At 61.1% G+C, this 25,947-nt stretch carries 24 protein-coding genes and 1 tRNA gene; 21 read left to right on the top strand and 4 right to left on the bottom strand.

The features are described from left to right. Window positions 1-8 precede the first annotated feature (8 nt). A complete protein-coding gene (locus tag KSW38_RS15080) occupies window positions 9-677 on the bottom strand; it encodes a TetR/AcrR family transcriptional regulator (protein ID WP_216925841.1) in 669 nt (222 codons plus the stop codon). A 130-nt stretch (window positions 678-807) separates the two neighbouring features. Here KSW38_RS15080 and KSW38_RS15075 point away from each other — a divergent pair, with 130 nt between their 5' ends. From KSW38_RS15075 to KSW38_RS15050, 6 genes are all read left to right on the top strand, one after another. Continuing rightward, window positions 808-2,214, top strand: a complete 1,407-nt coding sequence (locus KSW38_RS15075; RefSeq protein WP_216925736.1) for an acetyl-CoA C-acetyltransferase — start codon at window positions 808-810, stop codon at window positions 2,212-2,214. Between the two features lie 9 nt (window positions 2,215-2,223). Then, window positions 2,224-3,564 carry a 3-oxoacyl-ACP reductase gene (locus KSW38_RS15070; protein WP_216925735.1) on the top strand — a complete coding sequence of 447 codons (1,341 nt, stop codon included), beginning with the start codon at window positions 2,224-2,226 and terminating at the stop codon, window positions 3,562-3,564. Next, window positions 3,561-4,487 (top strand): MaoC/PaaZ C-terminal domain-containing protein, encoded by a 927-nt coding sequence (locus KSW38_RS15065; RefSeq protein ID WP_216925734.1) that lies wholly within the window; start codon window positions 3,561-3,563, stop codon window positions 4,485-4,487. Before KSW38_RS15070 ends, KSW38_RS15065 begins: the two co-directional genes overlap by 4 nt. Before the next feature lie 71 nt (window positions 4,488-4,558). After that, window positions 4,559-5,500 carry a glycosyltransferase family 2 protein gene (locus KSW38_RS15060; RefSeq protein ID WP_216925733.1) on the top strand — a complete coding sequence of 314 codons (942 nt, stop codon included), beginning with the start codon at window positions 4,559-4,561 and terminating at the stop codon, window positions 5,498-5,500. A gap of 33 nt (window positions 5,501-5,533) precedes the next feature. Next, a complete protein-coding gene (locus KSW38_RS15055) occupies window positions 5,534-5,986 on the top strand; it encodes an SRPBCC family protein (protein ID WP_216925732.1) in 453 nt (150 codons plus the stop codon). A 60-nt stretch (window positions 5,987-6,046) separates the two neighbouring features. Next, a complete protein-coding gene (locus tag KSW38_RS15050; RefSeq protein ID WP_216925731.1) occupies window positions 6,047-6,331 on the top strand; it encodes a hypothetical protein in 285 nt (94 codons plus the stop codon). A gap of 83 nt (window positions 6,332-6,414) precedes the next feature. Here the strand turns inward: KSW38_RS15050 and KSW38_RS15045 are convergent. Then, a tRNA-Leu gene (locus tag KSW38_RS15045) sits at window positions 6,415-6,497 on the bottom strand. Between the two features lie 268 nt (window positions 6,498-6,765). Here KSW38_RS15045 and KSW38_RS15040 point away from each other — a divergent pair. Next, window positions 6,766-8,070, top strand: coding sequence for a M20/M25/M40 family metallo-hydrolase (locus KSW38_RS15040; RefSeq protein ID WP_216925730.1), 1,305 nt, complete (start codon window positions 6,766-6,768; stop codon window positions 8,068-8,070). A gap of 29 nt (window positions 8,071-8,099) precedes the next feature. Beyond that, window positions 8,100-9,260, top strand: coding sequence for an acyl-CoA dehydrogenase family protein (locus KSW38_RS15035; RefSeq protein ID WP_216925729.1), 1,161 nt, complete (start codon window positions 8,100-8,102; stop codon window positions 9,258-9,260). Window positions 9,261-9,310: 50 nt separating this feature from the next. On the opposite strand, the gene KSW38_RS15030 is transcribed toward KSW38_RS15035, so the two are convergent. Beyond that, the gene (locus tag KSW38_RS15030; protein WP_216925728.1) at window positions 9,311-9,544 is read right to left on the bottom strand and encodes a DUF5703 family protein; all 234 of its coding nucleotides are present in this window, start codon (window positions 9,542-9,544) and stop codon (window positions 9,311-9,313) included. A gap of 39 nt (window positions 9,545-9,583) precedes the next feature. Here KSW38_RS15030 and KSW38_RS15025 point away from each other — a divergent pair, with 39 nt between their 5' ends. Continuing rightward, window positions 9,584-9,841 (top strand): hypothetical protein, encoded by a 258-nt coding sequence (locus KSW38_RS15025; RefSeq protein WP_216925727.1) that lies wholly within the window; start codon window positions 9,584-9,586, stop codon window positions 9,839-9,841. A 105-nt stretch (window positions 9,842-9,946) separates the two neighbouring features. Here the strand turns inward: KSW38_RS15025 and KSW38_RS15020 are convergent, their stop codons facing one another. Beyond that, window positions 9,947-11,077, bottom strand: a complete 1,131-nt coding sequence (locus KSW38_RS15020) for an IS1249 family transposase (RefSeq protein ID WP_216925726.1) — start codon at window positions 11,075-11,077, stop codon at window positions 9,947-9,949. A 356-nt stretch (window positions 11,078-11,433) separates the two neighbouring features. Here KSW38_RS15020 and KSW38_RS15015 point away from each other — a divergent pair, with 356 nt between their 5' ends. The 12 genes from KSW38_RS15015 to KSW38_RS14960 all read left to right on the top strand — a co-directional run bounded on the left by KSW38_RS15015 (window position 11,434) and on the right by KSW38_RS14960 (window position 25,881). Then, the gene (locus KSW38_RS15015) at window positions 11,434-13,122 is read left to right on the top strand and encodes a sugar transferase (protein ID WP_216925725.1); all 1,689 of its coding nucleotides are present in this window, start codon (window positions 11,434-11,436) and stop codon (window positions 13,120-13,122) included. Window positions 13,123-13,223: 101 nt separating this feature from the next. After that, a complete protein-coding gene (locus tag KSW38_RS15010) occupies window positions 13,224-14,333 on the top strand; it encodes a Gfo/Idh/MocA family protein (RefSeq protein WP_216925724.1) in 1,110 nt (369 codons plus the stop codon). Then, window positions 14,330-15,349, top strand: a complete 1,020-nt coding sequence (locus KSW38_RS15005; RefSeq protein WP_216925723.1) for an NAD-dependent epimerase/dehydratase family protein — start codon at window positions 14,330-14,332, stop codon at window positions 15,347-15,349. The genes KSW38_RS15010 and KSW38_RS15005 overlap by 4 nt, the downstream gene beginning before the upstream one ends. After that, on the top strand, window positions 15,346-16,512 hold the full coding sequence (locus KSW38_RS15000) for a DegT/DnrJ/EryC1/StrS family aminotransferase (protein WP_216925722.1): 1,167 nt from the start codon (window positions 15,346-15,348) through the stop codon (window positions 16,510-16,512). The genes KSW38_RS15005 and KSW38_RS15000 overlap by 4 nt, the downstream gene beginning before the upstream one ends. Beyond that, the gene (locus KSW38_RS14995) at window positions 16,509-17,171 is read left to right on the top strand and encodes an acetyltransferase (RefSeq protein WP_216925721.1); all 663 of its coding nucleotides are present in this window, start codon (window positions 16,509-16,511) and stop codon (window positions 17,169-17,171) included. The genes KSW38_RS15000 and KSW38_RS14995 overlap by 4 nt, the downstream gene beginning before the upstream one ends. After that, on the top strand, window positions 17,168-18,631 hold the full coding sequence (locus KSW38_RS14990; protein WP_216925720.1) for an oligosaccharide flippase family protein: 1,464 nt from the start codon (window positions 17,168-17,170) through the stop codon (window positions 18,629-18,631). Before KSW38_RS14995 ends, KSW38_RS14990 begins: the two co-directional genes overlap by 4 nt. Beyond that, the gene (locus tag KSW38_RS14985; RefSeq protein WP_216925719.1) at window positions 18,628-19,893 is read left to right on the top strand and encodes a glycosyltransferase family 4 protein; all 1,266 of its coding nucleotides are present in this window, start codon (window positions 18,628-18,630) and stop codon (window positions 19,891-19,893) included. The genes KSW38_RS14990 and KSW38_RS14985 overlap by 4 nt, the downstream gene beginning before the upstream one ends. Then, the gene (locus KSW38_RS14980; protein ID WP_216925718.1) at window positions 19,893-21,902 is read left to right on the top strand and encodes a glycosyltransferase; all 2,010 of its coding nucleotides are present in this window, start codon (window positions 19,893-19,895) and stop codon (window positions 21,900-21,902) included. The genes KSW38_RS14985 and KSW38_RS14980 overlap by 1 nt, the downstream gene beginning before the upstream one ends. A gap of 140 nt (window positions 21,903-22,042) precedes the next feature. Beyond that, window positions 22,043-22,633 carry a hypothetical protein gene (locus tag KSW38_RS14975; protein ID WP_216925717.1) on the top strand — a complete coding sequence of 197 codons (591 nt, stop codon included), beginning with the start codon at window positions 22,043-22,045 and terminating at the stop codon, window positions 22,631-22,633. 2 nt (window positions 22,634-22,635) lie between these two features. Further along, complete coding sequence (locus KSW38_RS14970) at window positions 22,636-23,301, top strand: YveK family protein (RefSeq protein ID WP_216925716.1); 666 nt, start codon at window positions 22,636-22,638, stop codon at window positions 23,299-23,301. Between the two features lie 2 nt (window positions 23,302-23,303). Continuing rightward, entirely contained in the window at window positions 23,304-24,740 is a 1,437-nt protein-coding gene (locus KSW38_RS14965; RefSeq protein WP_254186546.1) for an O-antigen ligase family protein, read from the top strand. Further along, a complete protein-coding gene (locus KSW38_RS14960) occupies window positions 24,721-25,881 on the top strand; it encodes a glycosyltransferase family 4 protein (RefSeq protein WP_216925715.1) in 1,161 nt (386 codons plus the stop codon). The genes KSW38_RS14965 and KSW38_RS14960 overlap by 20 nt, the downstream gene beginning before the upstream one ends. The last annotated feature ends 66 nt before the right edge of the window (window positions 25,882-25,947 follow it).

The raw sequence follows: 25,947 nt of genomic DNA, 5'->3' as shown, positions 1-25,947 counted from the left end.
TTCTCATGTCAGTTGGCCGCTTTGAGTTCAGGAGCGATGCCCAGGCATAGCCAATCCGTAATGTGGCCGGCCATGGTTGCCTGGTTCGGTTTGCTGTCCGAGGCAGGGCTTCCCAGCCACATTTCACCGGCGTTCCGAACGAGCCCGATGGCGGCAGTGGGCCAGTACTCGATCAACGCCTCTTTTTCTGCACCGAGGTACTGCCGCATAGGCGTGGCGATCATGTCGGTGATTTGTTCGAAGAAGTTTCCCAACGCGCCTGACGCCGCAATCGCATCCTGCGAGGAAGCTTCGCCAGGCATCAACCGGGTGATGAACGCATAAACGTTGGGACTGGATTCCGCCATTTGCAGGTAAGCCGAAACCATGGCGTACAGCCCTTCGCGTGGTGTCTGCGCCAACTGGGCCGCCTCTTTCATGCGGCGTTGCATTTGCCCTAGAACTACTTCTCCCATGGCCTGTTGAAGGCCTGCCTTATCGCCGAAATAGCGGTAGTAGACCGACTTTGAGGTGCCCGCGGCACCGGCGATGTCTTCCATGGATGCTTCGCTTCCCAAGGCGTGCACAGCCCTGCGTGCTGCCTTGATGAGCTCGCGCCGACGCTCCTCGCGATGGCTCTGCCATCTGGCGGCACGCCCATCTACCGCAAGGTCCCGAACAGAGTTGCCGGACTCCACGGTGGCATCAACAGCACCCGTGCTGGAAGAGGCAGGTGCGTTCGGAAAATCTGTACGGCGACGGTTCACGATACCCAGCGTATCAGGTACGCTGGGTATCAGTAACTGCTATTCATCGAAGGAGTCAAGCATGGCTGCAGCAGACGCGCCCGCGGGCAAGAACACAGGTACCGCGGGCACGCACAGCACGCACACAGGTACAGACGGCTTCGCAAGCGGAGAACAGAGCAAGGGCGTCAAGGGGACGCGTGCTGCCGTGATCGTTGGTGGCAACCGGATCCCGTTTGCCCGCACGGGCGGCGCTTACGTGAAGTCCTCCAACCAGGACATGCTTACTGCTGCACTGGATGGGCTGATCGCCCGTTTCGGGTTGCAGGATGAGCGGATCGGTGAGGTAGCTGCTGGAGCGGTGCTGAAGCATTCACGGGACTTCAACCTCACCCGGGAGGCTGTACTGGGTTCGGCGTTATCTCCAGAGACGCCCGCGTACGACCTTCAGCAGGCATGTGCCACGGGACTGGAAACCGTGCTTGGGCTTGCAAACAAGATCAAGCTTGGGCAGATCGAGTCCGCGATCGCCGGTGGCGTTGACTCCGCGTCCGATGCCCCGATCGCCGTCAGCGAGGGGCTGCGGGAAATTCTGCTGGACCTCAACCGCGCCAAGACCTCCGTCCAGAAGCTGAAGGTCCTGGCCCGCATCCGGCCAAAGGATTTGGCCCCGGATGCTCCCAACACCGGCGAACCGCGTACTGGCCTGTCCATGGGCGAACATCAAGCGCTCACCACGGCACAGTGGAAGATCAGCCGGGAGGCGCAGGACGAACTGGCCTTCAACAGCCACCGCAACCTCGCCGCCGCGTACGAGCGCGGCTTCTTCGAGGACCTCATTACTCCATACCGCGGCCTCAACCGGGACTCGAATCTTCGCGCAGACACCACGTTGGAGAAGCTCTCCACACTGAAGCCTGTCTTTGGCAGGAACCTGGGATCCGAGGCCACGATGACCGCCGGCAATTCGACGCCGCTGACCGATGGCGCCGCAACCGTCCTGCTTGCCACCGAAGAGTGGGCGGACAGCCGGGGCCTTCCCAAGCTCGCCACCGTCCTGGACGGCGAGGCGGCCGCCGTCGACTTCGTCCACGGTAAGGACGGACTTCTGATGGCGCCGGTCTTTGCCGTACCGCGCCTCCTCGCGCGCCATGGGCTGACTTTGGAGGACTTCGACTTCTTCGAAATCCATGAGGCTTTCGCCGGGACCGTCCTCAGCACGCTGGCTGCCTGGGAAGATGAAGACTTCGGACGAACGCGGTTGGGGCTGGACGGTGCGCTGGGAAAGGTGGACCGCACGAAACTCAACATCAATGGTTCTTCACTCGCTGCCGGGCACCCGTTTGCAGCAACCGGTGGCAGGATCGTGGCCTCGCTGGCAAAGATGCTCCATGACAAGGGAGCTGTGGATGGAAGGCCGGCACGTGGCCTGATTTCGGTGTGTGCCGCCGGGGGGCAGGGCGTTGTTGCCATTCTGGAAGCAGCCTAGGGGAGCGTGATGACAGACAAGTACGCCAAAATCGTCAGCAAGGGACTTGGCAAGGACGTCGCCAAAAGGCTCGGGCTGCCGCAGCCGGTTGAGCTGCGTCGACACCAGCCAGGCGCGCCGCTTATCGATGGGCCGGTGCTGGTCAACGGCGACAGCCGCGGCGCGGATGACCTCGCCACCACGCTTCTTGGTTGGGGCCTGGACGTCCGCCGTCATGCATTGCCCAAGGAAAAGCTCGGGGCCATCATTGTTGTCCTCGACGCCGTGCAGCACCCAGAGGACCTGGGCAAGCCGGTGCTCACGATTGGTGCTTCCTTGCGGGACCTTGCACCCAACGGACGGGTGATTACCCTCTCAAGAACGGCCGGGTCCGCATCAGGGCCCGCTTCGGCGGCTGCCCGGCAGGGCGTAGATGGCCTGCTGCGTTCATTGGCCAAGGAATTGCGCGCAGGCGCCACCGCCAACGGCCTTCTTCTCGATGCGGATTTGGCCACCACCAGTCCGTCCGCGCTGGGAGCCCTCCGGTTCTTCCTTTCCGGCCGCTCCGCCTATGTGGATGGCCAGTTCCTGACCATCAGCTCCTCGTCCGGTAGCTTGCCCTTTGACGCCGAAAAACCTCTTGCCGGCAAAGTTGCCGTGGTCACTGGTGCAGCGCGGGGTATTGGTGCCGCGATCGCCCGGACGCTACACCGTGATGGGGCCAAGGTTGTGCTGGTGGATGTCCCTGCCGCGGGGGATCATTTGGCGGCAGTGGCCAACGAGGTCCGCGGGACCGCCCTCCAGCTCGACATCACCCGTGACGACGCCGGTCACCGGATTATCGACCACGCGGTGGAACGCCATGGCAGGCTCGACGTCGTAGTCCACAACGCCGGCATCACCCGCGACCGGCTCCTTGCCAACATGGATGAGCGCCGCTGGCAGTCTGTCATCGCTGTCAACATCGCGGCGCAACTGAGGATCAATGAGGCCCTCCTGGCATCCGAGCACTTCAAGGAGAGGCCGCGCATCGTTTCGGTGGCATCCACCAGCGGCATTGCCGGCAACAGGGGCCAAACAAACTATGCCGCGTCCAAGGGTGGCGTGATCGGAATGGTGCGCTTAACAGCGCCGCTCATGGAGTCCTTCGGGGGGACGATCAACGCTGTAGCACCGGGGTTTATTGAAACAGAGATGACAGCCCGGATGCCGTTCGTCATACGGGAAGCCGCGCGTAGGGCCAACTCCCTCAGGCAGGGCGGCCAGCCCCGGGATGTGGCGGAAGCCATCGCTTTCCTGGCGAGCGATGCCGCGGGAGGAATCTCGGGCGAAGTCCTTCGCGTGTGCGGACAGCAACTGGTGGGAGCATGAGCAAACCACAGCCGGTCATCCTTGGGGAGCTGCCGTCGCTGTCCAAGCTCTACATGAATGCCGCGGCAACTGCCGCTCGCCGCCGCATTATGGGGTCATCTGCGGGGCAGGCGACACTGCCCGCCGTCAGCCACGAGGTCAAGGGAGTCCAGGCGGACGTCGCCAACCTGACCGCCTACCAGCACTTGCTGGGGGAGACCGCCAGCGACATCCTGCCAGCAGGATTCGTCCACGCGCTGGCTTTTCCGGTGTCCATGAGCGTGATGAACCGGGATGATTTTCCGTTGCCGTTGCTCGGGATGATCCACCTCAGGAACCATGTAGAGCAGCTGGTTCCCATCCAGTTCACAGAAGCCCTGGACATCCGGTCTTGGTCGGAGAACCTTTCGGGTCATCGCGTGGGTACGCAAGTGGATGTCATCACCGAAGTCCGCTCCAGCTCCTCAGGCGAGCTGCTGTGGCGGGGAATTTCCACGTACCTTGCGAAAGGGGTCTTCCTGCCTGGTATCGACAAGCCGGGAAACTCAAGCGGCTCCGGGGACAATGGCAACTTTTCCCCGCCGGACCCCACAGCCCTGTGGCAACTGGACCTGGACATCGGACGCAGTTATGCCGCCGTCTCCGGAGATTTCAATCCCATTCATCTGAGCGTGCTATCGGCCAAAGCATTGGGTCTGAGGGGATCCATTGCCCACGGCATGTACCTTGCGTCGCGAGCGTTGGCAGACGTCGGAGCGGTCAAGTCTGATGCCTTCACCTGGGACGTGACGTTTGAAGCGCCGGTTTTCCTGCCTGCCCGGGTGGCGCTGGACATATCCACCATCCAGGCGGAAACCGGGGCTTGGCAGCGTTCGGACTACGTGGCGTGGAACCCACGCAGCGGCCGGCGCCACTTCAGGGGGAGCGTGGCTCCATTGTCGTAGGCCCTCCATAAATCCTTAGGGGCGGGATATTCTCTTCAGACGGACCGCCCGTAGGAGGAGAGTCTTGCCACATGAACCAGATAAGTTTGTGCGTCTCGACCTACAACCGGGTTGATGATCTGAAGAGGTTGCTCTCCAGCGCTCTCGGCCAGGAACCCGCAATTCCCATCATCGTCTATGACGATGCATCCTCGGACGGCACTTCAGAGGTGGTCCGAGAGCAGTTTCCCGCCGTTGAACTTATTACGGGTCAGGAGAATGTCGGTTTGATCGCTGCCCGGAACATCTGCATCCGGGCAGCATCCACTCCATTCGTCCTCATCCTCGATGATGACGCGTACTTCACATCCGCCTCCACGGCCCGGCAAACCGTGGCCGACTTTTCATCGCCTGCAATTGCCGCCGTTGCGGTCCCCTTTACCGAGAACGGCGCCTTGATGCAGGGCGACCAATCAGGCGATACTGTTCAGCTGGCCCGGAGCTTTATCGGCGCGGCTCATGCTCTGCGCCGGGATGCCGTCCTGGCCTGTGGCGGTTTGCGTGAATCCTATAGGTTCTATTGTGAGGAATCGGATTTATCGATTCGACTGTTGGCTTCGGGCCTCGTAGTCAGGCACGGAACCTCGGATCCGGTGGAGCACTGCCCGAATCCTGACCGTCACCCGCTACGTAGGCGCCAATTGCGCTGGCGAAGCGAACTTCGCTTCAAGTGGTGCCACACACCAACTTTGTTTGTGGTGCCGGTACTCGTAGGTCATGCGGGTCTCCTGCTCGTGAGGTCGGGGCAATTTGGTGGCCTTCGGGAATCTTTTCGGCTGTGCTACTCATCCTGCAGGGACGTCTTCATGTCGCGGTTCGAACGCAAAGGTGTGGATATCCGGACCTATCTCCTGTGGAGACGCCTTGCCAAGCTTCCCCGATTGACTCTGGACGCGACTGACCACGTTCTTGCCTTTCGACGTGCTCCTCAGCAGCGGCAGGTTCAGGGGCGCGGCATTTCGCTCAAGCGATGAGCCAGGAAAATTGGATTGGTGGGAGCGATGATCATGAGGGAACGCCACCTGACCGTACGGCGACAAGCGGCTGCATCCGGTGCCTCCATCTGGGCTGTGTTAGCCGATTTCGGGAACCTCGCCGACGTCTGGAACGGCCTAAGGGCATCACAATCGGTCGGTAACAAGACCCAAGGGCTGGGCGCCCGCCGTCAGGTACGCTTGTCGCCCGTCGGCTCGATGATCGAAACCATCACCGAATGGGAGGAAGGCCGCGTCCTCGCAACGAAGAACGAGCAGTCGACACTGGTGCCCTTCAAACAAGCCAACTCCAGGCTCGTCCTCCAGCCGGATGGCGAGGGGACAGCGATGGCCTTTGACTACCGTTATGTACCCAGGGGTGGGCCTCTCGGCCGCCTGACCGGCCCTCTGATTGACAGAATGCTGACGGCGACCTTCGAAAGTATGCTGGCGGCGGTCGAGAAGGCTGCCCGCCAAGGCAGCTGAAAGGTGATGCCGCCGTGCAGACCCTCAGCCTTATTCGAATATATGTTCTATTCTTAGTCCATGAGACCCAAGCAAGACTCCAAAGCTTTCGCCCGCATGATGTTGCAGACGGAGGCGGAGGCAAAGCACCCTAAACCTGACGATGGCAAAATCATGGAGCTGGAGCCGGGTGCCCAACCGCTTGTTCGTGTTGGTGAGGTGTATGGACGGGCGATCAAGTACACGCGGACCTATGGCCTCGTGGAGTGGGTGGATGATCGGCGTGACTACCATGTGGAATGGTTTCCAGCCGGACAGATCAAACGGGTGGCCCAGGAGTCATGGCGGGGCTGGCCGTTGGCGTAGTAAAACGCCACCCATGACTGACTAGAAGGGGGGCGGCGTGGTTGAGGGCACAAAAAAACCCCGGTTTCCCGGGGCCTTCTTTGTGCGCGGAGGGGGACTTGAACCCCCACCCCCTTTCGAGGACTAGCACCTCAAGCTAGCGCGTCTGCCATTCCGCCACCCGCGCAGGTGGTGTTCAGAGAAGCCATTCCGCACCTTCCGGTGCTTCACTTTCCTCCGAAGCAGCGAGAAAAACTCTAACACGGTTTGAAGCAACTAAAAAATCGATGCTGGTCAGGACGGGTTGCAGGCCTCCAACGCGTGGTGGCGCCGGGAATTGCCAAACCGACGGCGCTTCCGGTGAGTAGGCTGGTGGAACACGGGACGGTAGAGCTGCGGGGTCCGCAGTGCGCGTCGCCGGCACCTGCAGCCCAGCCAACGCAAGGAGAATTTCCATGTCTGTCATCCGCCCCGAAGACGAAGTTGTCCGGATCTGCCAGGAGCTCATCCGGATCGACTCCTCCAACTTCGGCGACGACACCGGACCGGGCGAACGTGCTGCAGCGGAGTACACAGCTGGCCTGATCACGGAAGTGGGTCTCGAGGCCGAGATTTTCGAGTCTGCACCGGGACGTGCCAACGTCGTCACGCGCATGGCCGGGGAAGACCCCTCAGCTGACGCGCTGGTGGTGCACGGACACTTGGACGTTGTACCTGCCCTGAAGGATCAGTGGAGCGTTGACCCCTTCAGTGGTGAGCTGAAGGACGGACTGATCTGGGGTCGCGGTGCCGTGGACATGAAGGACATGGATGCCATGATCGTTTCAGTGATGCGGGACTTCGCCCGGACTGGTCGCAGGCCCAAGCGGGACATCATTTTCGCCTTCTTCGCAGACGAGGAAGCTGGCGGCACTTATGGCGCCCGGTATGCCGTGGAGCACCGACGCGAATTGTTCGATGGGGCCACCGAGGCTATCTCCGAAGTGGGCGGCTTCTCCGCGACCATCGGCGGCCAGCGAACGTACCTGCTTCAAACTGCCGAGAAGGGTTTGTCCTGGCTGCGGCTGGTGGCCCATGGACGGGCTGGCCACGGTTCGCAGATCAATACGGACAACGCGATCACCCGGCTCGCGGCGGCCGTCACCAGAATCGGCGAATACAAGTGGCCCGTAGAACTGACTCCCACAACCAGGCAGTTCCTGGACGGCGTGACCGAACTTACTGGCGTGGAGTTTGATGCCGACAACCCGGATATCCTGCTCAAGGAGCTTGGCACGGTGGCCCGCTTCGTGGGAGCAACGCTGCAAAATACTTCCAACCCCACCCTGCTCCGCTCGGGCTACAAGCACAATGTCATCCCGGAATCGGCCGAAGCATTCGTGGACTGCCGCACGCTGCCCGGCCAGCAGGAACTGGTGTTCGAAACCATCAAGGAGCTCGCTGGGGACGGCATTGAGATCAGCTACGTCAACAAGGATGTCTCCTTGGAGGTGCCGTTCGCCGGCAACCTGGTGGACTCCATGATCGACGCCTTGCACTCCGAGGACCCGGGCGCCAAGGTGCTTCCCTACACCCTCTCCGGAGGGACCGACAACAAGTCCTTGAGCAAGATCGGCATCACCGGCTATGGCTTCGCTCCACTGATGCTGCCGGACGAGCTGGACTTCACAGGCATGTTCCACGGCGTGGACGAGCGAGTGCCGGCGGAGTCCCTGCAATTCGGCGCGCGCGTCCTCAACAGGCTGCTGAGCAACTACTAAAACGCAATCTTTACGAAAGACGGTGGGCGATGACTCCAGAGGAAATCCTTCCGGATGCGCTGTTGGAACGTCTGCGCGGACGGGCGGCCGGTTATGACCACAACAATCTCTTCTTCCATGAAGACCTGGAAGAGCTGGCAGCCGCCGGTTACCTGAAACTCTTCGTGCCAGTTGCCGACGGCGGTATGGGACTGGGTCTGGAAGCGGTAGCTGCGCTGCAGCAGCGCCTCGCCACGGCCGCCCCGGCCACAGCACTGGCAGTCAACATGCACTTGGTCTGGACCGGCGTCGCGCATGTCATGGCTGCCAGGGGAGAGGCCACGCTGGACTTCGTGCTGAAGGAAGCCGGCAAGGGGGAAGTGTTTGCTTTCGGAATTTCCGAAGCGGGCAATGATTCAATGCTGTTCGACTCCACTACTGTTGCGGAGCCGCTGCCCGACGGTGGTTATCGATTCACCGGACGGAAGATCTTCACTAGCCTCTCCCGTGGCTGGACCCGTCTGGGAACGTTCGGCAAGGACGCCAGCGCCAGGAACGGAGAGGGCGAGTTGGTTTTCGGGTTTATCCATCGTGATGAACCCGGGCACGAAACCCTTAACGATTGGGACACCCTGGGAATGCGGGCCAGTGCCTCGAACACCACCCTGTTGAAGGGAGCGGCGGTTCCAACGGAGCGGATCTTCCGCAAACTGCCTGTCGGGCCAAACCAGGACTTACTGATTTTCGCGATTTTTGCCTGCTTTGAGACCTTGTTGGCAGCCGTCTACACGGGATTGGCGGAGCGTGCATTCATGCTGGGCATTGAAAGTGTCAAGCGACGGGTCTCGGCAAAACACGGGGGACGCAGTTTCGCGCAGGACCCGGACATCCGCTGGAAAGTTGCCGACGCGGCCTTGGCCATGGACGCTATCTATCCCCAGTTGTCGGCTGTAGCCCGCGACATCGACAACCTGGTGGACCATGGAGCCCAGTGGTTCCCCAAGCTTGTTGGACTCAAGTTGCGGGCCACGGAAAATGCCCGCTATGTGGTGGATCTGGCGATCAGGGTCACTGGAGGATCGAGCTACTTCCGCGGCTCGGAACTGGAACGCCTCTACCGGGATGTACTCGCTGGAATTTTCCATCCGTCCAACGACGAATCGGCGCACAACACGGTGGCGAACGCCTGGCTTGGGCCCCTGGATAACTGAGGAACCTGTACAGCTGAGGAACCTGGATAACTGAGGAACCTGGCAGCTGACTAAACCGTGCGCTGCACGGAATAGACCTTTCGGCGCAACCAGAAGCGCCTGCCGCCACCGAGGTATAGCCGGCTGCGTTCCAGCTCCCACTTTCCGTACTCGGAGTGCTCTGCGAGCCGACGCCGAGCTTCGGGCAGTGAATCGTCAGGTCCTACCGTCAGTACGAGGTACTCGTACTGACGTGCATAGTCACGTTGGCGCTCTTCGGAGCTGCCTCGAAATTGTTCCTTCATCCCTCTCCATTTTCGTCCTTTTCGGGCTAACGTGAAGTCATGAGCATCGATCCGCGTGTCGCGCTTCAGTCACTGACTGCTGCCCTGGAAGAGCACTTGGCCGCCGCTTCAGCCCGCCGGGGCGAGGGTGACCCCAACGTCGAGGCGGCGTTCTTCGCCATCGCAGACGCCTTCGAGGTTTACGAAGACGCCCTGTACGAGGCATATTCCGAGGTTACTCCGCTGCAGGTGTTTGATGACGAGGAAGAGGACGATGACGAGGTCCTGGACGAAGACCTCGAAAGCCTGGAGGACTAGGGAGCCTCTAATACTAGGGAGCCTTCAATAAGCGGCAACCAACCGGCCACCGACGGTGGCCGGTTTTTGGGTTATAGGACAAAACGTGTGTAAATCCCGGGTGTGTCATGATCGTCCGGCCCAGCCTGCGCGGTGCCAGAGGCCTTCATCGGGGCTGAGGCCGGTGCTGTAGATCTCGGGGCCGGGCTCCGGTTCTGTGGTTGTGCTGGCGTTGGTCCTGCCGGGTTTGTAGTGCCGGTTTTCGATGAGCTTCGCCGGGGGCCGGGGTTGGTCGCTGTGGAGGTAGAGGTACCACTCGATGGCGCGTTTTTGGTGGTCCTCGCTCATGCCCCGGTGGGCCCGCAGGATCAATCGGAGTTGCGCGTTGGTGCCTCCTTCGATCCGGTTGGTCGTCGAGGCGATATCCAGTCCGGTGTATTCAGCCTGCAGATAGGTAAAGAGGGTCCCGGCTTGGCCGAGTCGTTCCAGCAGCCGGTAGGCCTTGCGGAGTCTGTCGTGGGTGTACCACCAGGTTTGGTTGGCCCGGACCCATCCCGGAGCCATGGCCGTAGCGGTGCGGTACGTGCGGGCCTTGACCAGATGCCCGTGTTCCTGATGCCAGTCATTGAGACCCGCGAGCCAGGCGGCTGCTTCGGCGGGGGCTTTGATCCTGGTCAACGCCCGTCCCAGCCGCAGCAATGCTTTGCCCGCATCCGTTCGGGGCCGGCTGGTCAGGTAGGTCCGGACATTGCGTTGGACATGGACCAGACACCGTTGGACCGCGGTTTCTGACCAGCACTCCGACAGGGCTGCGGCGATCCCCGAACCGCCGTCAGTGATCACCACGCGAGGGGCAGGGAACCGTTGCAGCAGCGCCGCCCACGCGGCCTTTTTCTCGGTGTCGCACCACTGCCGGCCAAGCACGTAATCACCGGCAACAGCGATCAGGCAGCACCACGACCCGACAAAGATCCCATCGACCTGGATCTGGTCATGGACCTCCCCGGTCACGGGAATGCGCGGGGCGATGTTCCAGCACCAGGCCGTGCGCCGTCGGAAGGACCGGGCCGTGCCGAACATGGTCAGCGACGACTGGCCTGAAGTGCCTAACAACCAACCAAGAAACGCCTCCAGCTCAGCGCGACGGCTGACATCCGGACGTTGACCGGAACGGCTCGCCCCGCAGTTCAGGCACCGGTAGCGCTGTTTGCCCGCTGCCGTTTTCCCGTTCCGTACCAGCGTCTGGCCGCAGACCAAACATTCCCCAGATATGCAAGCACCCCAGCCACCCTAAGCTCCAAAAGCTTAGCTATCCCGGAATTCGCCCGCCAGCGCTGGAAAGCAGGCCCAACCAATACACACGTTTTGTCCTGTAACCCCGGTTTTTTGTGTCGTTTCGCGAGCTGTTTGTCCTGTTTCCAGCCCGGAATGTAGCGGTTTTCGGTGGCGCCGTGAGGCTTAAAGCACGTAGTCCTGCCACATCAGGCTAGGTACTCGCACGTAGGAGCCATGGGTAAAGCTGCGCAAACTTGAGTACCGACTACTGGTGCGCCTCCTGACAGCCGCCGCTTCACTGGGATGTAGGCAACGGCAGGTCTGCGAAGAAGGCTGACATGGTAAAAGTTCCAGTCTTGCGTTCGGGCAAGGTGGCAGCACCACAGGGTGCGCCTAACTTTTCCTTGGGCGCGGCGTTCACCGCGAAACCTGGTGTTGTCGATGTCAATCCGCCGGTGTCTCCCTGGATTGACAAGTCCGTTGCTGCACAACGGGCTGAAAAGGCGGGACTGGCGGCGTTGAGGGCAGATGTCACCCTGGACCTCGAGCCGCCAGTCACCCACCGCAACTCCCGCAGCGCCTCCTCCGGGGCCGAACGGTACAACGGATCCGGCTGGGCCAAGGCGCTCACCAACAGTCTTCGATTGGCAGACAGCGCCCTGGTAGCGGCAGCAGTCACGTCAGGTTTCCTTCTCAACACTGACGGTCTTGCCGTTGCGGCAGGCGGCGCGGGACATGAGCGGCAGCTTTTGCTCGGCTTCATACTTGGAATTGCCTGGCTGGGCGCACTGGAGGTCTATCGGACACGGGATCCGAAAGTGCTCGGGGTTGGGCCCGAAGAATACAAGCGTGTCCTGTCCGCAAGCCTGCGCGTTTTCGGCTTTCTGGGGCTCGTGGCAGTCGTTTTCCAGTTGGAGTCCGCAAGCTCATTCGTCTTGGTGTCCCTGCCAGTGGGCTTGGTGGCCCTGACAGGCAGCCGGTGGATGTTCCGCCGCTGGCTGACGCGCGAAAAATCACGCGGCCGCTGCCTCTCCCGTGCCATTGTGGTCGGGGAGCCGCAGGATGTCAGATACGTCATCAAGCAAATCAACCGGAAGTCCGGTGCTGCGTACAACATCCTGGGGGCATGCCTTCCAGGGGCCCGGCGTGGCGCCGTCCTGGTGGTGGATAACGTGCGGGTTCCCGTCTTGTCATCGATTTACGGTATTGCCCATACCGTGCGTCAGACGGGCGCCAACGCGGTGATCGTTGCCGGTCCGGTCCCTGGCGGCAACCAGTTCATCCAGGAGTTGGGCTGGCGCTTGGAAGAAGATGCCGCCGAACTCGTCCTGGCAGCAACGCTGACCAACGTGGCAGGCCCGCGCATCCATTGGCGCCCGGTTGAAGGCCTGCCCTTGATGCACGTGGATATTCCGCACTACTCCGGTGGCAAACACACTCTCAAACGCCTCATGGACATTGTGGTGTCGGCTGCTGCCTTGCTTTGCCTGGCGCCACTGCTGGCTGTTTTGTCGCTGATAGTCAGGTTTGACAGCCCGGGGCCAGTCCTTTTCCGGCAGGAACGGATAGGTAGGCGAGGCACCACCTTTCAGATGCTGAAATTCCGTTCCATGGTGGTTGATGCCGAAGCGCGGCTGGAAGAACTCAGCGGTAAGGACCAGGGAGCCGGTGTCCTCTTCAAGATCCGCGAGGATCCCCGCATCACCAAGTGCGGCCGTTGGATGCGCAAGTACTCCTTGGACGAGCTACCCCAGTTCTGGAATGTGCTGGCCGGGAACATGAGCCTTGTGGGCCCCCGACCGCCACTCCTTCGCGAAGTCAATGGCTACGAACGGCATACCCATCGCCGGCTGCTCATCAAACCTGGAATTACTGGCCTGTGGCAGATCAATGGACGATCAGACCTTCCCTGGGATGAAGCCGTCCGGCTGGACCTCTATTACGTCGAAAACTGGTCGATAGCGGGCGACCTGATGATCATGTGGCGCACCTTCAAGGCCATGATCCAGCCCTCCGGTGCCTACTGATGAGGGTTGGAACCAACCGTCTGACCCGGGACATGCCGGGCAGCACAACAAGCAGTACTTGAGAAAGAACCGAGCTATCCAACACAGAATCCGAGTGGAAAATGAGCATAGGAACTATTCCATCAGGCCACCTCAACGGCCACGGGATGACCCCGAAATTGCGGATCGCCGTGGTCGGAGCGGGATATTGGGGCCCGAACCTCGCCAGAAACCTTAAAGCCAGCCCCGACTGGGAACTCGTGGCAATTTGCGATCTTGACGTGGAGCGCGGACTTCGGCTGGCCGAAACAGTAGGCGGCGTCGCCGTCGTCGAGTCCTTGGACGAACTCCTGGACACCTACAACCTGGACGCCGTCGCCGTGGCGACCCCGGCGCACACACATCACGGAGTAGTGATGACTGCCTTGCGCGCCGGCATGCACGTACTCGTCGAGAAGCCACTCGCGGATAGCCGTGCCAAGGGCCTGGAAATGGTGGAGGAAGCCAAAGCCCGCGGCCTGGTCCTCATGGCAGACCACACCTATTGTTTTACTCCCGCGGTTTTGAAGATCCAGGAGCTCGTATCAAGTGGGGCATTGGGCGACATCTTGTACGTCGACTCCGTGCGCATCAACCTCGGACTTGTCCAACCGGACGTCAACGTGTTCTGGGATCTTGCACCGCACGATCTCTCGATCCTCGATTTCGTCCTACCGGGAGGCCTGCACCCCACCGAGATCTCTGCCCACGGCGCAGACCCACTGGGTACCGGCCGCGACTGCGTAGGCCACCTGACCTTCGGCCTGCCAAACGACGCCATGGTACATATCCACGTGAACTGGCTCAGTCCCACCAAAATCCGCCAAATGATCATTGGCGGCTCAAAGAGGACGCTCGTCTGGGACGACCTGAACCCGCAACAACGCCTCAGCGTCTATGATCGCGGCGTCAGCCTGGAACAACAGCCACGGTCCGCGGCGGACAAAAAGACCTCGGCCATCTCTTATCGCCTAGGCGACACCTGGTCACCGGCGTTGCAGGAGCGCGAACCGTTGGGCCAAGTGGTCGCCGAGCTGGCCGGCTCCATCCGGAACCACACGATACCGCGCACCAGCGGAGAATCCGGGCTCAGGGTCCTCTCAGTACTGGAAGCCGTCACCCAAAGCCTGGGAACAGACGGCCAGTCCACCATCGTTGCGGGCAACGAGGTCGCTCTCCAGGTCGCACAATGAAGAAGCTGCTCGGCGCCAACGTCCTGGTCACCGGAGGCGCCGGAACCATCGGATCCACCCTGGTAGACCAACTGCTCGACGCCGGTGCGGCGCACGTGGACGTCCTGGACAACCTCGTCAGGGGGCGCCGGTCCAACCTCAACGATGCCTTGGCTACCGGACTCGTACAGCTGGTGGAAGGTGACCTGAGGGACCGGGACATGGTCCACGACCTCACCAGGGGCAAAGATCTGGTTTTCCATCAGGCTGCGATCCGTATCACCCAATGCGCCGAGGAGCCACGGTTGGCGCTTGAGGTCTTGGTGGATGGAACCTTCAACGTGCTCGAAGCCGCCGTTGAGCACAATGTGGAAAAGATCATCGCGGCGTCCAGTGCCTCCGTCTACGGAATGGCAGAAGAATTCCCCACCACCGAGAGACACCACCACCACAACAACGACACCTTTTACGGGGCCGCGAAATCGTTCAATGAGGGAATGGCGAGGAGCTTCCGGGCCATGTCCGGCCTGGACTACGTCCTCCTGAGGTACTTCAACGTCTACGGTCCCCGCATGGACGTCCACGGCCTCTATACAGAGGTACTCGTCCGTTGGATGGAGCGGATAGTCGATGGCCTTCCGCCCCTGATCTTCGGCAGCGGCCACCAGACAATGGACTTCATCCACACCGTCGACGTCGCAAGGGCCAACATCCTCGCAGCCGCCAGCGACGTCCGGGAGGGCGTCTACAACGTGGCCAGCGGCACGGAAACCAGCTTGGCCGAACTCGCGCAAACACTGCTACGGGTCATGCAGTCCCCACTGCACCTTGACCACGGACCTGAACGTGCAGTCAACGGCGTTGCCCGACGGCTCGCAGACGTCACCGCCGCCAAGCGGGACCTCGGTTTCGAAGCCGCGATAGAACTTGAAGACGGACTCCGCTCACTCGTCACCTGGTGGCGTCCGCTCCGTGAAGAAATCGCAGCCTCCCGGCAGCTTGCCCGGCCGGAAGCACCCTCAGTGGGTGCACGATGACAACCGCCGAAACCTCCCTGGCGCGCATCGACGTCATGAAACCGTGGCTGGGGGAAGAAGAAGCCCAAGCAGTGGCCGAGGTCATCGCTTCCGGCTGGGTGGCCCAAGGCCCCAAAGTCAAGCAGTTCGAAGAAGCCTTCGCCCTGGAGCAACAAGCCGCTTTCGCCGTCGCGGTCTCCAGCTGCACCTCCGCCCTGCACCTGGCACTCGCCGTCGCCGGTGTCGGTCCGGGAGACGACGTCGTCGTTCCCTCCTTCTCCTTCATTGCCACGGCAAACGCCCCCACCTATGTAGGCGCCCGGGCGGTCTTCGCCGACGTCGACGTACTAACCGGTTGTGTCACCGCTGAAACGATTGCCGCTGCCTTGACTCCTGCCACACGGGCAGTCATAGCCGTGGACCAAGGCGGAGTACCCGTGGATCTCGATCCCATCCGGGCCCTGTGCGACCCCCTCGGCATCACCGTCGTGGAAGACGCAGCCTGCGGCATCGGTTCCCGCTACCGCGGCCGCCCGGTAGGAGCCGGCGCCGAACTGGTCGCTTGGTCCTTCCACCCCCGCAAAATCCTCACCACCGGCGAGGGCGGGATGCTCTCCACACCACGCCAGGACTTCGCAGACCGGTCCCGCCGCCTCCGCGAACACGCAATGAGCGTCTCAGCCGCAGACCGTCATGCAAGCATCCTCGCCCCCGCCGAGGAATACCTCGAAGTAGGTTTCAACTACCGCATGACTGACCTCCAGGCCGCCGTCGGGATCGTCCAACTCGGCCGCCTGCACCAAGCAGTACAACGCAGGCGTGAACTGGCCGCCAATTACGCACACGCCTTCGCTGGCATCGAAGGCCTCCGTCTAGTGGAGGACCCCGGATACGGAACCGGCAACTTCCAGTCCTGCTGGCTGGAAGTAGGCACAGCTTTCCCCCTCGGAAGAGACGCCCTGATGACCCGCCTCGCAGAGGACGGAATATCGGCACGACGCGGCATCATGGCCGCACACCGGCAACCTGCCTACGCCCGGACAGCCAAAGGAGCGGTTTCACTGGCAGCAACCGAATGGCTGACAGAGCACACATTGATTCTGCCTCTCTACCACCAGCTCACCCTGGGTGACCAGGTCCGGGTCATCGACTCAGTACTTCGCGCGGCAGGACAGGGAAGATGACCGAACTCCTCCTCATCGCCGCCAGCGGACTCGCCCGCGAGGTCCTGGCCATGGTCCGCAACACCGGACAATACGACGTCATCGGAATCCTCGACGACGACGAAGACAAACTCGGACGCGTCGTGGACGGCGCCCACGTACTGGGCCCCATCCGCGATGCCCTGACCTTCCCACACGCCATGCTGCTTGTCTGTATTGGATCCGGCCGAGGACGCGAAAGCGTCGTCATGCGCTTACGCACTCTGGGCCTCGCAGAGGACCGCTACGCGACAGCGATCGACTCATCAGTACATCCGCCGGAGGGATGCAGGATCGGCCTTGGCAGCATCCTCCTGGCCAATGTCACCATGACAGCCTCCGTCACAGTGGGAAGCCACGTAGTAGCCATGCCAGGAGTCACGCTCACCCACGACGACGTCATCAGCGACTTCGCCACCCTGGCCGCAGGCGTATCCCTCGGCGGCAACGTCCACATCGGGCGCGCAGCCTACATCGGCATGAACGCTAGCGTCCGCGAGCGCCGCACCATCGGCGCCGGCGCAACCATCGGCATGGGGGCGGCCGTGCTTACCGATGTTCCCGACGAGGAAACCTGGGCCGGGGTGCCCGCACGCGTCATCCGCCGCGGCTTTTCCCCCGAACTGGAGGACGCCCTGTGACACTTCGCAGCCGTCCTGCAATCCCGCGAACGCCCACTCCAACACGGGCGTTTGTCATCAGCGTCCTGAACGCAGTCGTGACACGCCTGGGAACGATCGCAATTGGCATAGCACTCGCGCGGTTACTGGGGCCCGAGCAATTCGGAACATACGCTGTGGCCTTTGTGGCACTCATGGCTGTACTGAGCTTCAACGAACTTGGGGTCAGCCTGGCAATCGTTCGATGGCCAGGGGATCCGAAGGAGATCGCAGCGACCGTGACGACGATCTCGACGGCATGCAGCATTGTTCTCTTCGCAGGTTCGTATGTGATGGCGCCATACTTCACAGCAGCCATGGGAAACGAAGCTGCCACCGACGTGGTCAGGGCGCTCGCATTATGCATCATTCTCAACGGGCTGGTGGCTACGCCTGCGGCCGTTCTGCAACGAAACTTTCGCCAGGGCCAACGAATGATCATTGACCAGGTCAACGTTTGGCTTGGGGCAGGCGTCTCCCTTGTTCTCGTCATTATGGGGATGGGCGCTATGAGTCTCGCCGTTGGACGCGTGCTGGCCAGCCTTGTTTCCGCTGTCCTTTTCCTGGTTTACTCTCCGTTGCCTTATCGCTTTGGGTTCTCCATGAAGCTGGCGAAACAGCTGCTGGGTTTTGGGTTGCCTTTGGCGGGCGCGAGCATAGTGGTCTTCGGCGTGGGTTACGTTGACCAACTGGTTGCTGGAAAGATGCTCGGTCCGGTGGTGTTGGGTTTTTATGTCATGGCCACGAATATGGCCGGTTGGCCAGCCAGCTTGTTGTCGCAGCCTCTGCGCAGCGTGGCACCTGCGACATTTGCCAGACTGCAGGATGCTCCCACGGAGATGCGTGCCGCCATGCTGTCAATCGTTGCGGTGGTGGCATCAGCCATGCTGCCGGTTTCGGCCGTCCTGACTGCCTGCGCGGTTCCGGTGGTGACGCTGCTGTATGGGGAGGCGTGGGGGCCGGCTGCCGGGGCCCTGGCTTGGCTGGCGCCGGTTGCGGTCTTCAGGGTTTTTCACGAACTCATTTATGACTACCTGGTGGTGATAAAGCAGTCTGTTCCCATTCTGAGGGTCCAACTCTTGTCCCTCCTTGCTTTGATTCCGGCACTTGTGCTGGGCGCACAACTGGGCGGCCTCCAAGGCTTGGCGGCAGTTCCGCTGTTCATTGCGGCGGTCGTAACTTCGCCGCTCTATTTAGGTGCGCTCTCTCGGGCTGGCATTCCCTTGAGGAGCCTTGCAGTCAGCGTGAGCGTGTCCACCGGTATCTCGCTCGCCGCCGGAGTGGCGTGTTTCGTGCTGTCCTCTTCGATTCCTTCGCCGTTTCTGGCAGTTGGTGCCAGCCTGTTGGTTGGTTTGCTGGCGCTCGCGGTCTCGGTGTTCCTCCGGCTGGGAGACATTCATCAGTTGCGTCGAATGGGTCGGGAGCAGGAGGCTGTCCGGTGAAGATTCTTATCTATCCGCATGACCTTCGAATCGGTGGCAGCCAGGTCAATGCCATTGAGTTGGGAGCCGCTGTCCGGGATCTTGGCCACAGCGTGGTCATTTTTGGGCAGCCCGGAACGCTTACCCGGAAGGTGCGGGAGCTTGATCTGGAGTTCATTCAGGCACCGACTCCCCGAAAGCGGCCATCCCCGTCAGTGTGCGCGACGTTGGGCAAGCTCGCCCGGGGCCGCATGCTTGACGTACTCCATGGTTACGAGTGGCCACCGGCCCTTGAGTGCTTGATTGCTTCAAGACTGGTACCCGGCAGCAGCAGCATGGCGACTGTCATGTCCATGGCCGTTGCGCCGTTTATCCCCAGGACGATGCCCCTTCTTGTAGGAACTGAACAGATTCTAGGTGCAGAGTCAGCTTCCGGTCGCCAGCGCGTGGGGCTTCTGGAGCCTCCCGTCGATGTCATCGCAAACAGTCCGTCAGCCGTTGCAGGGCCGGTCAAATTCCGGGAACGGTTTGGACTCAATGACCAGGCCCAACTAGTTGTTTGCGTTTCACGACTTGCCCGGGAGTTGAAGCTTGAGGGCATCTTGTCCTCGATGGACGCCATCGCTGAATTGGCACGGCTGAGAGACGTTCGCCTAGTGATCGTTGGCGACGGGCCAGGGATGAGCGACGCGATTGCCAAGGCTTCCGCTATCAATGACGGGCTGGGACGTCGCGTGGTCCTGCTAACAGGGGAGCTTGAGGACCCCAGGCCAGCGTACGCGGCTGCTGATGTTGTCCTGGGGATGGGCGGCTCGGCCTTGCGTGGTCTTTCCTTTGGGAAGCCGCTGGTGGTTCAAGGGGAGCGCGGCTTCTGGGAATTGTTGTCCCCGGAATCTGTGGACCGCTTCCTCTGGCAGGGATGGTACGGCGTAGGCAGCGGCACGGAAGCGGGGCGGGAAAACTTGATTTCCATCCTTGGATTCCTGCTGGACAACGAGCAGGAACGAGCCCAGCTGGGCTCCTTTGGGCGCGAACTTGTTCAGGACAGGTTTTCGCTCACAAACGCAGCCCGGGTACAGGTGCAGTTCTACCGGCGTTCACTGGAAGAAAGCACAGGTACATTCTCTTCGTTGAGGGCCGAGGCGCTAGCTGGTGCTCAATATGCCGCCTACGTGGGGCGTCGACGCTTTCACCGCTATTTCGGACACAACGCAGCCGATGACTTCAATGCCAAGCCGGTGGCATCGATGCCTTCCTTGGCCGTGCGTGGACGGGACAGCTGATGGAAACGATCGTCTATTTGTCCGGGACCCGCTGGGACAGCCTTTCGGGTACTGACAAGATGCTGGCCACCTCGTTGGCCAAGACACACCATATCCTCTGGGTTGATCACCCGGTTCCACTTACCAGCTACGAGGATGTCCGACGCCACCTCGTCCGGAGCCTTCGTGGTGTCGGCGAAGATGTGGCGACGAATATCAGCCGCCTCCGGATCCCGGCTCTGCCCGGCGTGAGCAAACCAATGGTGCGTCGCTCTACGGATGTCCTTGTACGCCGCTGCGTGGGTGCAGCGTTGGATCGGAGTGCCAGGCGTATTGCCGGCATAGTCAATTCGTCGCCGATCATGCTGTTTCCGTCCCGCCGCCCGGAAGGGACACGGCTCCTGCACGTGACAGATGATTGGTTGGCGGGGACGAACCTCATGGGCTTCACTTCGTCCCATTTGATCCGCGTATTGGAAGAGAACATCCGATCTGCCGACGCTATTAGCGCAGTCTCTGAGGAACTGGCAGCCAAGATCTCCCGGTTTTCCGGCAGGCCCGTCGAAGTCTTGCCCAATGGCTGCACTCCCGCGACCACGCCATCAGGTTCCAGCCGCAGTCCGGTTGTGGCCCTGGTTGGTCAGCTCAACAACCGGTTGGACCTGGACGCCCTGGAATCCGTAGCAGCAACGGAGGTCCCACTGCTCATCATTGGTCCCCGGGCGGACGGTGATCCAGTTGTCCGCTCCAGGTTGGATGCCCTCTTGTCCAGGCCAAACGTGGATTGGAGGGGGTTGGTGGCCCAGGAGGACGTTGCCCTATTGCTGCAAAGCGTGTCAGTCGGGATCACTCCTTATGCGGACACAGAGTTCAACCGATCAAGTTTTCCTTTGAAGACCCTTGAATACCTTGCTGCAGGGCTCCGGGTAGTAGCCACAGACCTGCCCTCGACCCGATGGATTGACTCGCCCGCCATTGCGGCGGCCCGGACACCGACCGAATTCTCGCAACTCGTTCTCAAGGCCCTGCGTGAGCCTATGACACGGGAACTCCGCAAAGATATGGACGCAACCGCCAGGCAGCACAGCTGGGACTCACGGGGCGCCAAAATCCGGGGGCTCCTGTCGGCTCCTACCGTGGAGGGGCTGGCGGATGACGTGCGGCCGACGGTAGACCACGCGCTCCTGACCCGGTTCAACCTTCCGTCAAAGGGCTTTGAGAGCCTTGTCCGAGCCAAAGACGGGTGGCTTCACAACCGTGTTGAACTCTTCGAGAGATATTGTCTTCCCTCGGTTCGTGCCCAAACACGCAAAGGTTTTCATTGGATCGTCTATTTCGATCCCGAGAGTCCTAAGTGGTTGCTGGACAGGATTCAGGATCTGAGCGCCGACGGTCTGTTCACTCCGATTTTCCGGGCGGAAGTTTCTGCCGACGAGCTCCTCTCGGACATCGAGGAGGTAACGGGGCGGCAGACACAAAATCTGCTGACCACCAACGTAGACAACGACGACGGCCTGGCAGCTGACTTTGTGGCCCAGGTTCAGGATGTCCAATGCTCCGAGCTGCCGTCAGCTATTTATCTCTCCTCCGGATTGATAAAAGGAGATGCCTCCGTGTACTTGAGGCACGACGACCGAAACGCTTTTTGCTCGGTCCGGTCCAGCTGGAGTGCTCCAGTAACTTGTTGGTCTGCCTGGCATAACCAGCTGAGCGAGATCATGGCCACGGAGGAAATCGGTGGCCCGCCAGCATGGTTGCAGGTTGTGCATGGGCTAAACGTCAGCAACAGAATCCGGGGACGGCTTGTGGCCGCTGATCCATTCGCTGACAGGTTCCCTGGGTTGCTCGACGACGTAGCCACAGTGCGCATGCTGGAATTAGTGCGCGATGCCCTGTTTGAGGGGCCGGTGCGGCTGCTGCGCGACGGCCTTCGCAGCGCAATCAAGGCGGCCACGATCAGGCTCCTTGGCAGAAGCGGAATCGACAGGGTGAAAGTGTTCCTGGGACAGAGTAGGCGGGAGATCGAATAATGCAAATTCGAACGATTCTAAGAAGCCTGGGACGCAGGTGGTACTTCGTGATCATCGGCTTGGCCATGACTCTTGTTCTGTGTTTTCTGGTCCAACAAAACACCCCCGAGAAATTCAAGGCGCAAGCCAGCCTGGTGATCATGCCATCAGCGCATAGCGTTGGCGTCGACGGTAATCCGTACCTGAACCTGGGCGGGATGGGTGAGGCGCTGGACATCCTGACGCGCCGGCTCTCGGCCGAAGACATCCGTGGCAAGATCGCGGACCACTTTGCCAACGCAAGCTATACGGCCGAGACCGATCGAGGCACGAGCGGCGCTATTCTTCTCATCACCGCCACGTCACCGAACCCGGATGAATCCTTGGGCACCATGCGCGCGGTCATGGACCAAGCCCCACTCGTGCTGGAAAACATGCAAGGCGCGTTGAACGTTCCACAGGAGTCGCGGATCTCAACCATGACCCTTCTGGTCGATAGCCGGGCAACGCCTGAATCCAAGGCAAGGACCCAGATCCTCCTCGTGGCGGCAGCCGGGGGAGTAGGGCTGACCTTGGTGCTCACCGTTCTGTTGGACAGCCTGCTGAAGTCACGCAAAGCCCGTCGCCACAGGCAAAAGGGTTCCCGGATTCCGGAGGAGATCAACCATAGGGTGTCGGTTACAGCGCCAGCACTGGAACCAGTGCGCGACGACGTCCCGCTCACCTTGCCAGTCTCCCATAGGCCCTCATAGCCATGATGCCCAAGACTCTGCTCCAGGTCCTGCGAAGGAGGTGGTATGCCGCCGTCGCTGTTCTGCTGATTGGCTTCGCCGGATTGGGGGCGATCCGGTCCCTGGATCCTGTGTATTGGACGCAAGCAGAAGTCTCCTTCGTTGCACCTAGTGGAGAACCTGCCTACTGGATACCGGGGGGAGATGTTGCCTCGCTTGTCCCATTCGCCGCTTTGGTGGAGCGCCGGGTCAACGATAACTCCGACTCAGTCGATTTGGTGCTGTCCCGGGGCACCCTCTATGGAGCGGGAGTCAAGCACGGGTATTCCGTGACGCTCCCCAACACTGGAGGTCAATGGACCAAGAGCTTTTCCAGGCCAGTGCTGGCGGTTCAGGTGGTGGACTCGAGCGCGGAGCGGGTGAACGAAGTACTGTCCGCGGTCATTAAGAGAATCCAGGAGGAGTCCGCAGCGCTGCAGAAGGAAACGGACGTTCATGGCGCCCTGATAACCACGGTGACCACGCCCTCAAGTCCCGAGATCATCTTCGGCGGGGGTACGCCGACGGACCGCATTAAGGGTGCCAGCGCCTGGCTCGCCCTCGCTGGCGCTGCCGCCGTGGCAGTGGCCGCCACTGTTGAACGCCAGATTGTCCGGCGCAGTGTGCTACGTCGAGGGGCAGGTCAGTAGACATGCGGGACACATCAGGTGGTTGGGACCCGCGGGGAGCAACTGTGGTCCCGGCTGCGGTCCAGATGGAGAAGCAGCGCGAGCGCTCGGATGTCGCCACATTCGTGACCATATATCTGGTGGTCACGTGTGCCGTTCCTTCCAATCTGACGATATCGGCCTTGGGCACCGTAGGACGATTGACTACCTTGTGGGCCCTCTTGGCACTCGTATGGTGGGTTCTGTACCAGGTCCACAGGACCAAGCCGGAGGCTGTGGGTCGCCGCCCCGTCCGTCTCGCCCTTGCCCTCTTTTTGGCTGTTGCGATAGCCAGTTACGCCGTGGCGATGCTCCACGGCCTGCCCGATAAGGAATCCAGTCCTGCAGATGGTGGACTCATTCGTTTGCTTGCCTGGGCCGGGATTCTCCTCCTGATCCACGATGGGCTCAAGAACCGACGTGGACTGATTATCATCATGCGCAGTGTTGTCATGATGGGAACGTTCACCGCAGTCCTTGGACTTCTCCAGTTTGTTACCGGAGCGTCCCTCATCGACTGGATCACCATCCCGGGTATGTCATCGAGCCCGGACTTCTCCAACATTGACGTCAGGGGCGGATTTGTCCGGGCCGCCGCCATGGCGTCCCACCCGCTCGAGTACGGAGTTGTACTTTCGACCTCATTCCCCATTGCTTTGACCTTGGCACTGACGCAGACCACCAGGAATTGGCTGCTCCGGTGGCTACCGGTTATGGCTATCGCCGTTGCTTCCGTCTTGTCCGTCTCCCGTTCTGCATTGATCGCGGTCGCCATCGCATTCGTTATCCTCATCCCTGCGTGGTCCAAGTCAATGCGGCGACGTGCCTATGTGGCGTCGGTAGGCCTCGTAGGCGCCATCTATATCGTGACTCCTGGACTGCTTGGCACGCTTCGAGGGCTGTTCACGGTGGGGGGCGATGACTCAAGCATTACTTCCAGGACAAATGGGTACTCCACCGCCTTGGGGATGTTGGAAAACAACCCCGTCATTGGGCGGGCGTTCGGAACGTTCCTGCCCGAGTACGTCATCGTCGACAACCAGTATTTGGGACTGCTTGTGGAACTAGGGTTTCTTGGACTGGCCCTGTTCCTGGCCCTCATCGTCAGTGGGCTTACGTGCGCCTGGCGCGCGCGGCGCCTGGCGGTGGACAACGACATGCGTCAATTGAGCCAAGCAGTCCTGGCGTCCCTTGCAGCCGTAGCTGTCACCTTTGCCTTCTTCGACGGGCTCTCTTTTCCCATGGCCGCCGCGATGTTGTTCTTGATGCTTGGAGTCGCGGGAGCCTTGTGGCGCATCGTGCGGGAAGAACGACGGGACCTTCCCACGGCAAAGCTGACCGCGCCAACCATCGGAAAGACCCCTGGATTTGGATTGCTGCACCCGTATCGAGACGGAGTTGATGATGGTTCGAACAGATGAGGCCTTCCGTGTTGGTGCGCCGAGAATCCTCCTCGTCAAGACCAGGGGACGCTCGACAGTGGAGCGGGCTGACCGACAACGCCTGGAGTCCTCTGGCGCAGAGCCCCGCAGTCTCCTGTTTGAAGAAACCCTGAACTGCGATGTCCTCGATGAAAACACCATTCAACACACGGAGGGCCTCCGGGCACACATCTATAAGCGTTTACCGGCCTTTGCCGCCCAGGCCTTCGAAGCCGCGCGGCTCAGCGGCTCCTACGATGTGATTATTACGTGGTCGGAACGGCATTCAGTTGCCGTTGCGGCACTCTTCGCCGTCCTCCGTATCAGGACTCCGCATTTAGCCATGATGTTCTGGCTTTCAAAACCGGCAGTTCGATGGCCTCTGAGGGTTGTCCGGACCGGTATTGACAGAATCGTGACATGGAGCTCGATCCAACGGACCGTGGCGATTGAACAGATTGGGTTCAGGCCCGACGACGTAGTCCTCGTTCGCCATCCCGTAGATCTGGAATTCTTCAAACCAGTCGATTCCGAGCGTGAAATTATCTTTTCAGCAGGCTCAACCCAACGGGACTTTCCAACCTTCGCAGACGCAGTCCGGGGATTGGACGCGCCCGTTCATATAGCCGCCTCACTGGTGGTTGCCCTTGACGGATACAAAATCATCACGCGGGACGTTCGTGATGAACCGGGCTGGCCAGAGAACTGCCAGGTCCGACCCCTCACGTCCGTTGAGCTGCGGGACGCGTATGCCAGTGCCAAGGTGGTGGTTGTCCCGCTGCTGCCCACCGACATTGACGCAGGCGTGAACGTCATTCTGGAGGGCATGGCCATGGGAAGACCTGTCATTGTCTCGGAAACCCAGGGCCAGGTGGACGTTATCCGTGACGGCGACACCGGAGTTTTCGTGCCAACAAAAGATTCCCCGGCACTCAGGAGTCGCATAGAGTCTTTCCTCGCCGACCCGGAAGCCGCGGAGGAAATGGGGCGTCGTGGTCGCGCCTACGTGGAGCAAAACCACCGTCTGGAAGACTTCATAGATCACGTCAGGAGCAATGTGCTCGAGTTATCGGCGCGGCCAAGCAGAAGAAGCTTTTGGTCCCGGAGGAGCGGCGTAACGCTGGGGTCGGTCCGGAACTAGCCCGGCCCGCCCGGAACTAGCCCGAGCTTGCAAGGCAAGCCCACCCGCCCGGGTCCGCCCACAGTG

The organism is Paenarthrobacter aromaticivorans (genome assembly GCF_019038615.1).
Classification (GTDB): domain Bacteria; phylum Actinomycetota; class Actinomycetes; order Actinomycetales; family Micrococcaceae; genus Arthrobacter; species Arthrobacter aromaticivorans.
The sequence above is the reverse complement of the archived record's forward strand: the minus strand, read 5'-3'. Positions and strand labels throughout refer to the sequence as shown.

Bases quoted from the DNA above. Each gene is read 5' to 3' on its own strand.
- KSW38_RS14980 (WP_216925718.1), top strand. From the start codon at position 19,893: ATGGAAACGATCGTCTATTTGTCCGGGACCCGCTGGGACAGCCTTTCG.
- KSW38_RS15030 (WP_216925728.1), bottom strand. From the start codon at position 9,544: ATGAAGGAACAATTTCGAGGCAGCTCCGAAGAGCGCCAACGTGACTAT.
- KSW38_RS15000 (WP_216925722.1), top strand. From the start codon at position 15,346: ATGACAACCGCCGAAACCTCCCTGGCGCGCATCGACGTCATGAAACCG.
- KSW38_RS15055 (WP_216925732.1), top strand. From the start codon at position 5,534: ATGAGGGAACGCCACCTGACCGTACGGCGACAAGCGGCTGCATCCGGT.
- KSW38_RS15070 (WP_216925735.1), top strand. From the start codon at position 2,224: ATGACAGACAAGTACGCCAAAATCGTCAGCAAGGGACTTGGCAAGGAC.
- KSW38_RS15010 (WP_216925724.1), top strand. From the start codon at position 13,224: ATGAGCATAGGAACTATTCCATCAGGCCACCTCAACGGCCACGGGATG.
- KSW38_RS15025 (WP_216925727.1), top strand. From the start codon at position 9,584: ATGAGCATCGATCCGCGTGTCGCGCTTCAGTCACTGACTGCTGCCCTG.
- KSW38_RS15050 (WP_216925731.1), top strand. From the start codon at position 6,047: ATGAGACCCAAGCAAGACTCCAAAGCTTTCGCCCGCATGATGTTGCAG.
- KSW38_RS14970 (WP_216925716.1), top strand. From the start codon at position 22,636: ATGATGCCCAAGACTCTGCTCCAGGTCCTGCGAAGGAGGTGGTATGCC.
- KSW38_RS15065 (WP_216925734.1), top strand. From the start codon at position 3,561: ATGAGCAAACCACAGCCGGTCATCCTTGGGGAGCTGCCGTCGCTGTCC.
- KSW38_RS15035 (WP_216925729.1), top strand. From the start codon at position 8,100: ATGACTCCAGAGGAAATCCTTCCGGATGCGCTGTTGGAACGTCTGCGC.
- KSW38_RS14960 (WP_216925715.1), top strand. From the start codon at position 24,721: ATGATGGTTCGAACAGATGAGGCCTTCCGTGTTGGTGCGCCGAGAATC.
- KSW38_RS14965 (WP_254186546.1), top strand. From the start codon at position 23,304: ATGCGGGACACATCAGGTGGTTGGGACCCGCGGGGAGCAACTGTGGTC.
- KSW38_RS15060 (WP_216925733.1), top strand. From the start codon at position 4,559: ATGAACCAGATAAGTTTGTGCGTCTCGACCTACAACCGGGTTGATGAT.
- KSW38_RS14975 (WP_216925717.1), top strand. From the start codon at position 22,043: ATGCCATCAGCGCATAGCGTTGGCGTCGACGGTAATCCGTACCTGAAC.
- KSW38_RS15005 (WP_216925723.1), top strand. From the start codon at position 14,330: ATGAAGAAGCTGCTCGGCGCCAACGTCCTGGTCACCGGAGGCGCCGGA.
- KSW38_RS14995 (WP_216925721.1), top strand. From the start codon at position 16,509: ATGACCGAACTCCTCCTCATCGCCGCCAGCGGACTCGCCCGCGAGGTC.
- KSW38_RS15015 (WP_216925725.1), top strand. From the start codon at position 11,434: ATGGTAAAAGTTCCAGTCTTGCGTTCGGGCAAGGTGGCAGCACCACAG.
- KSW38_RS15040 (WP_216925730.1), top strand. From the start codon at position 6,766: ATGTCTGTCATCCGCCCCGAAGACGAAGTTGTCCGGATCTGCCAGGAG.
- KSW38_RS15075 (WP_216925736.1), top strand. From the start codon at position 808: ATGGCTGCAGCAGACGCGCCCGCGGGCAAGAACACAGGTACCGCGGGC.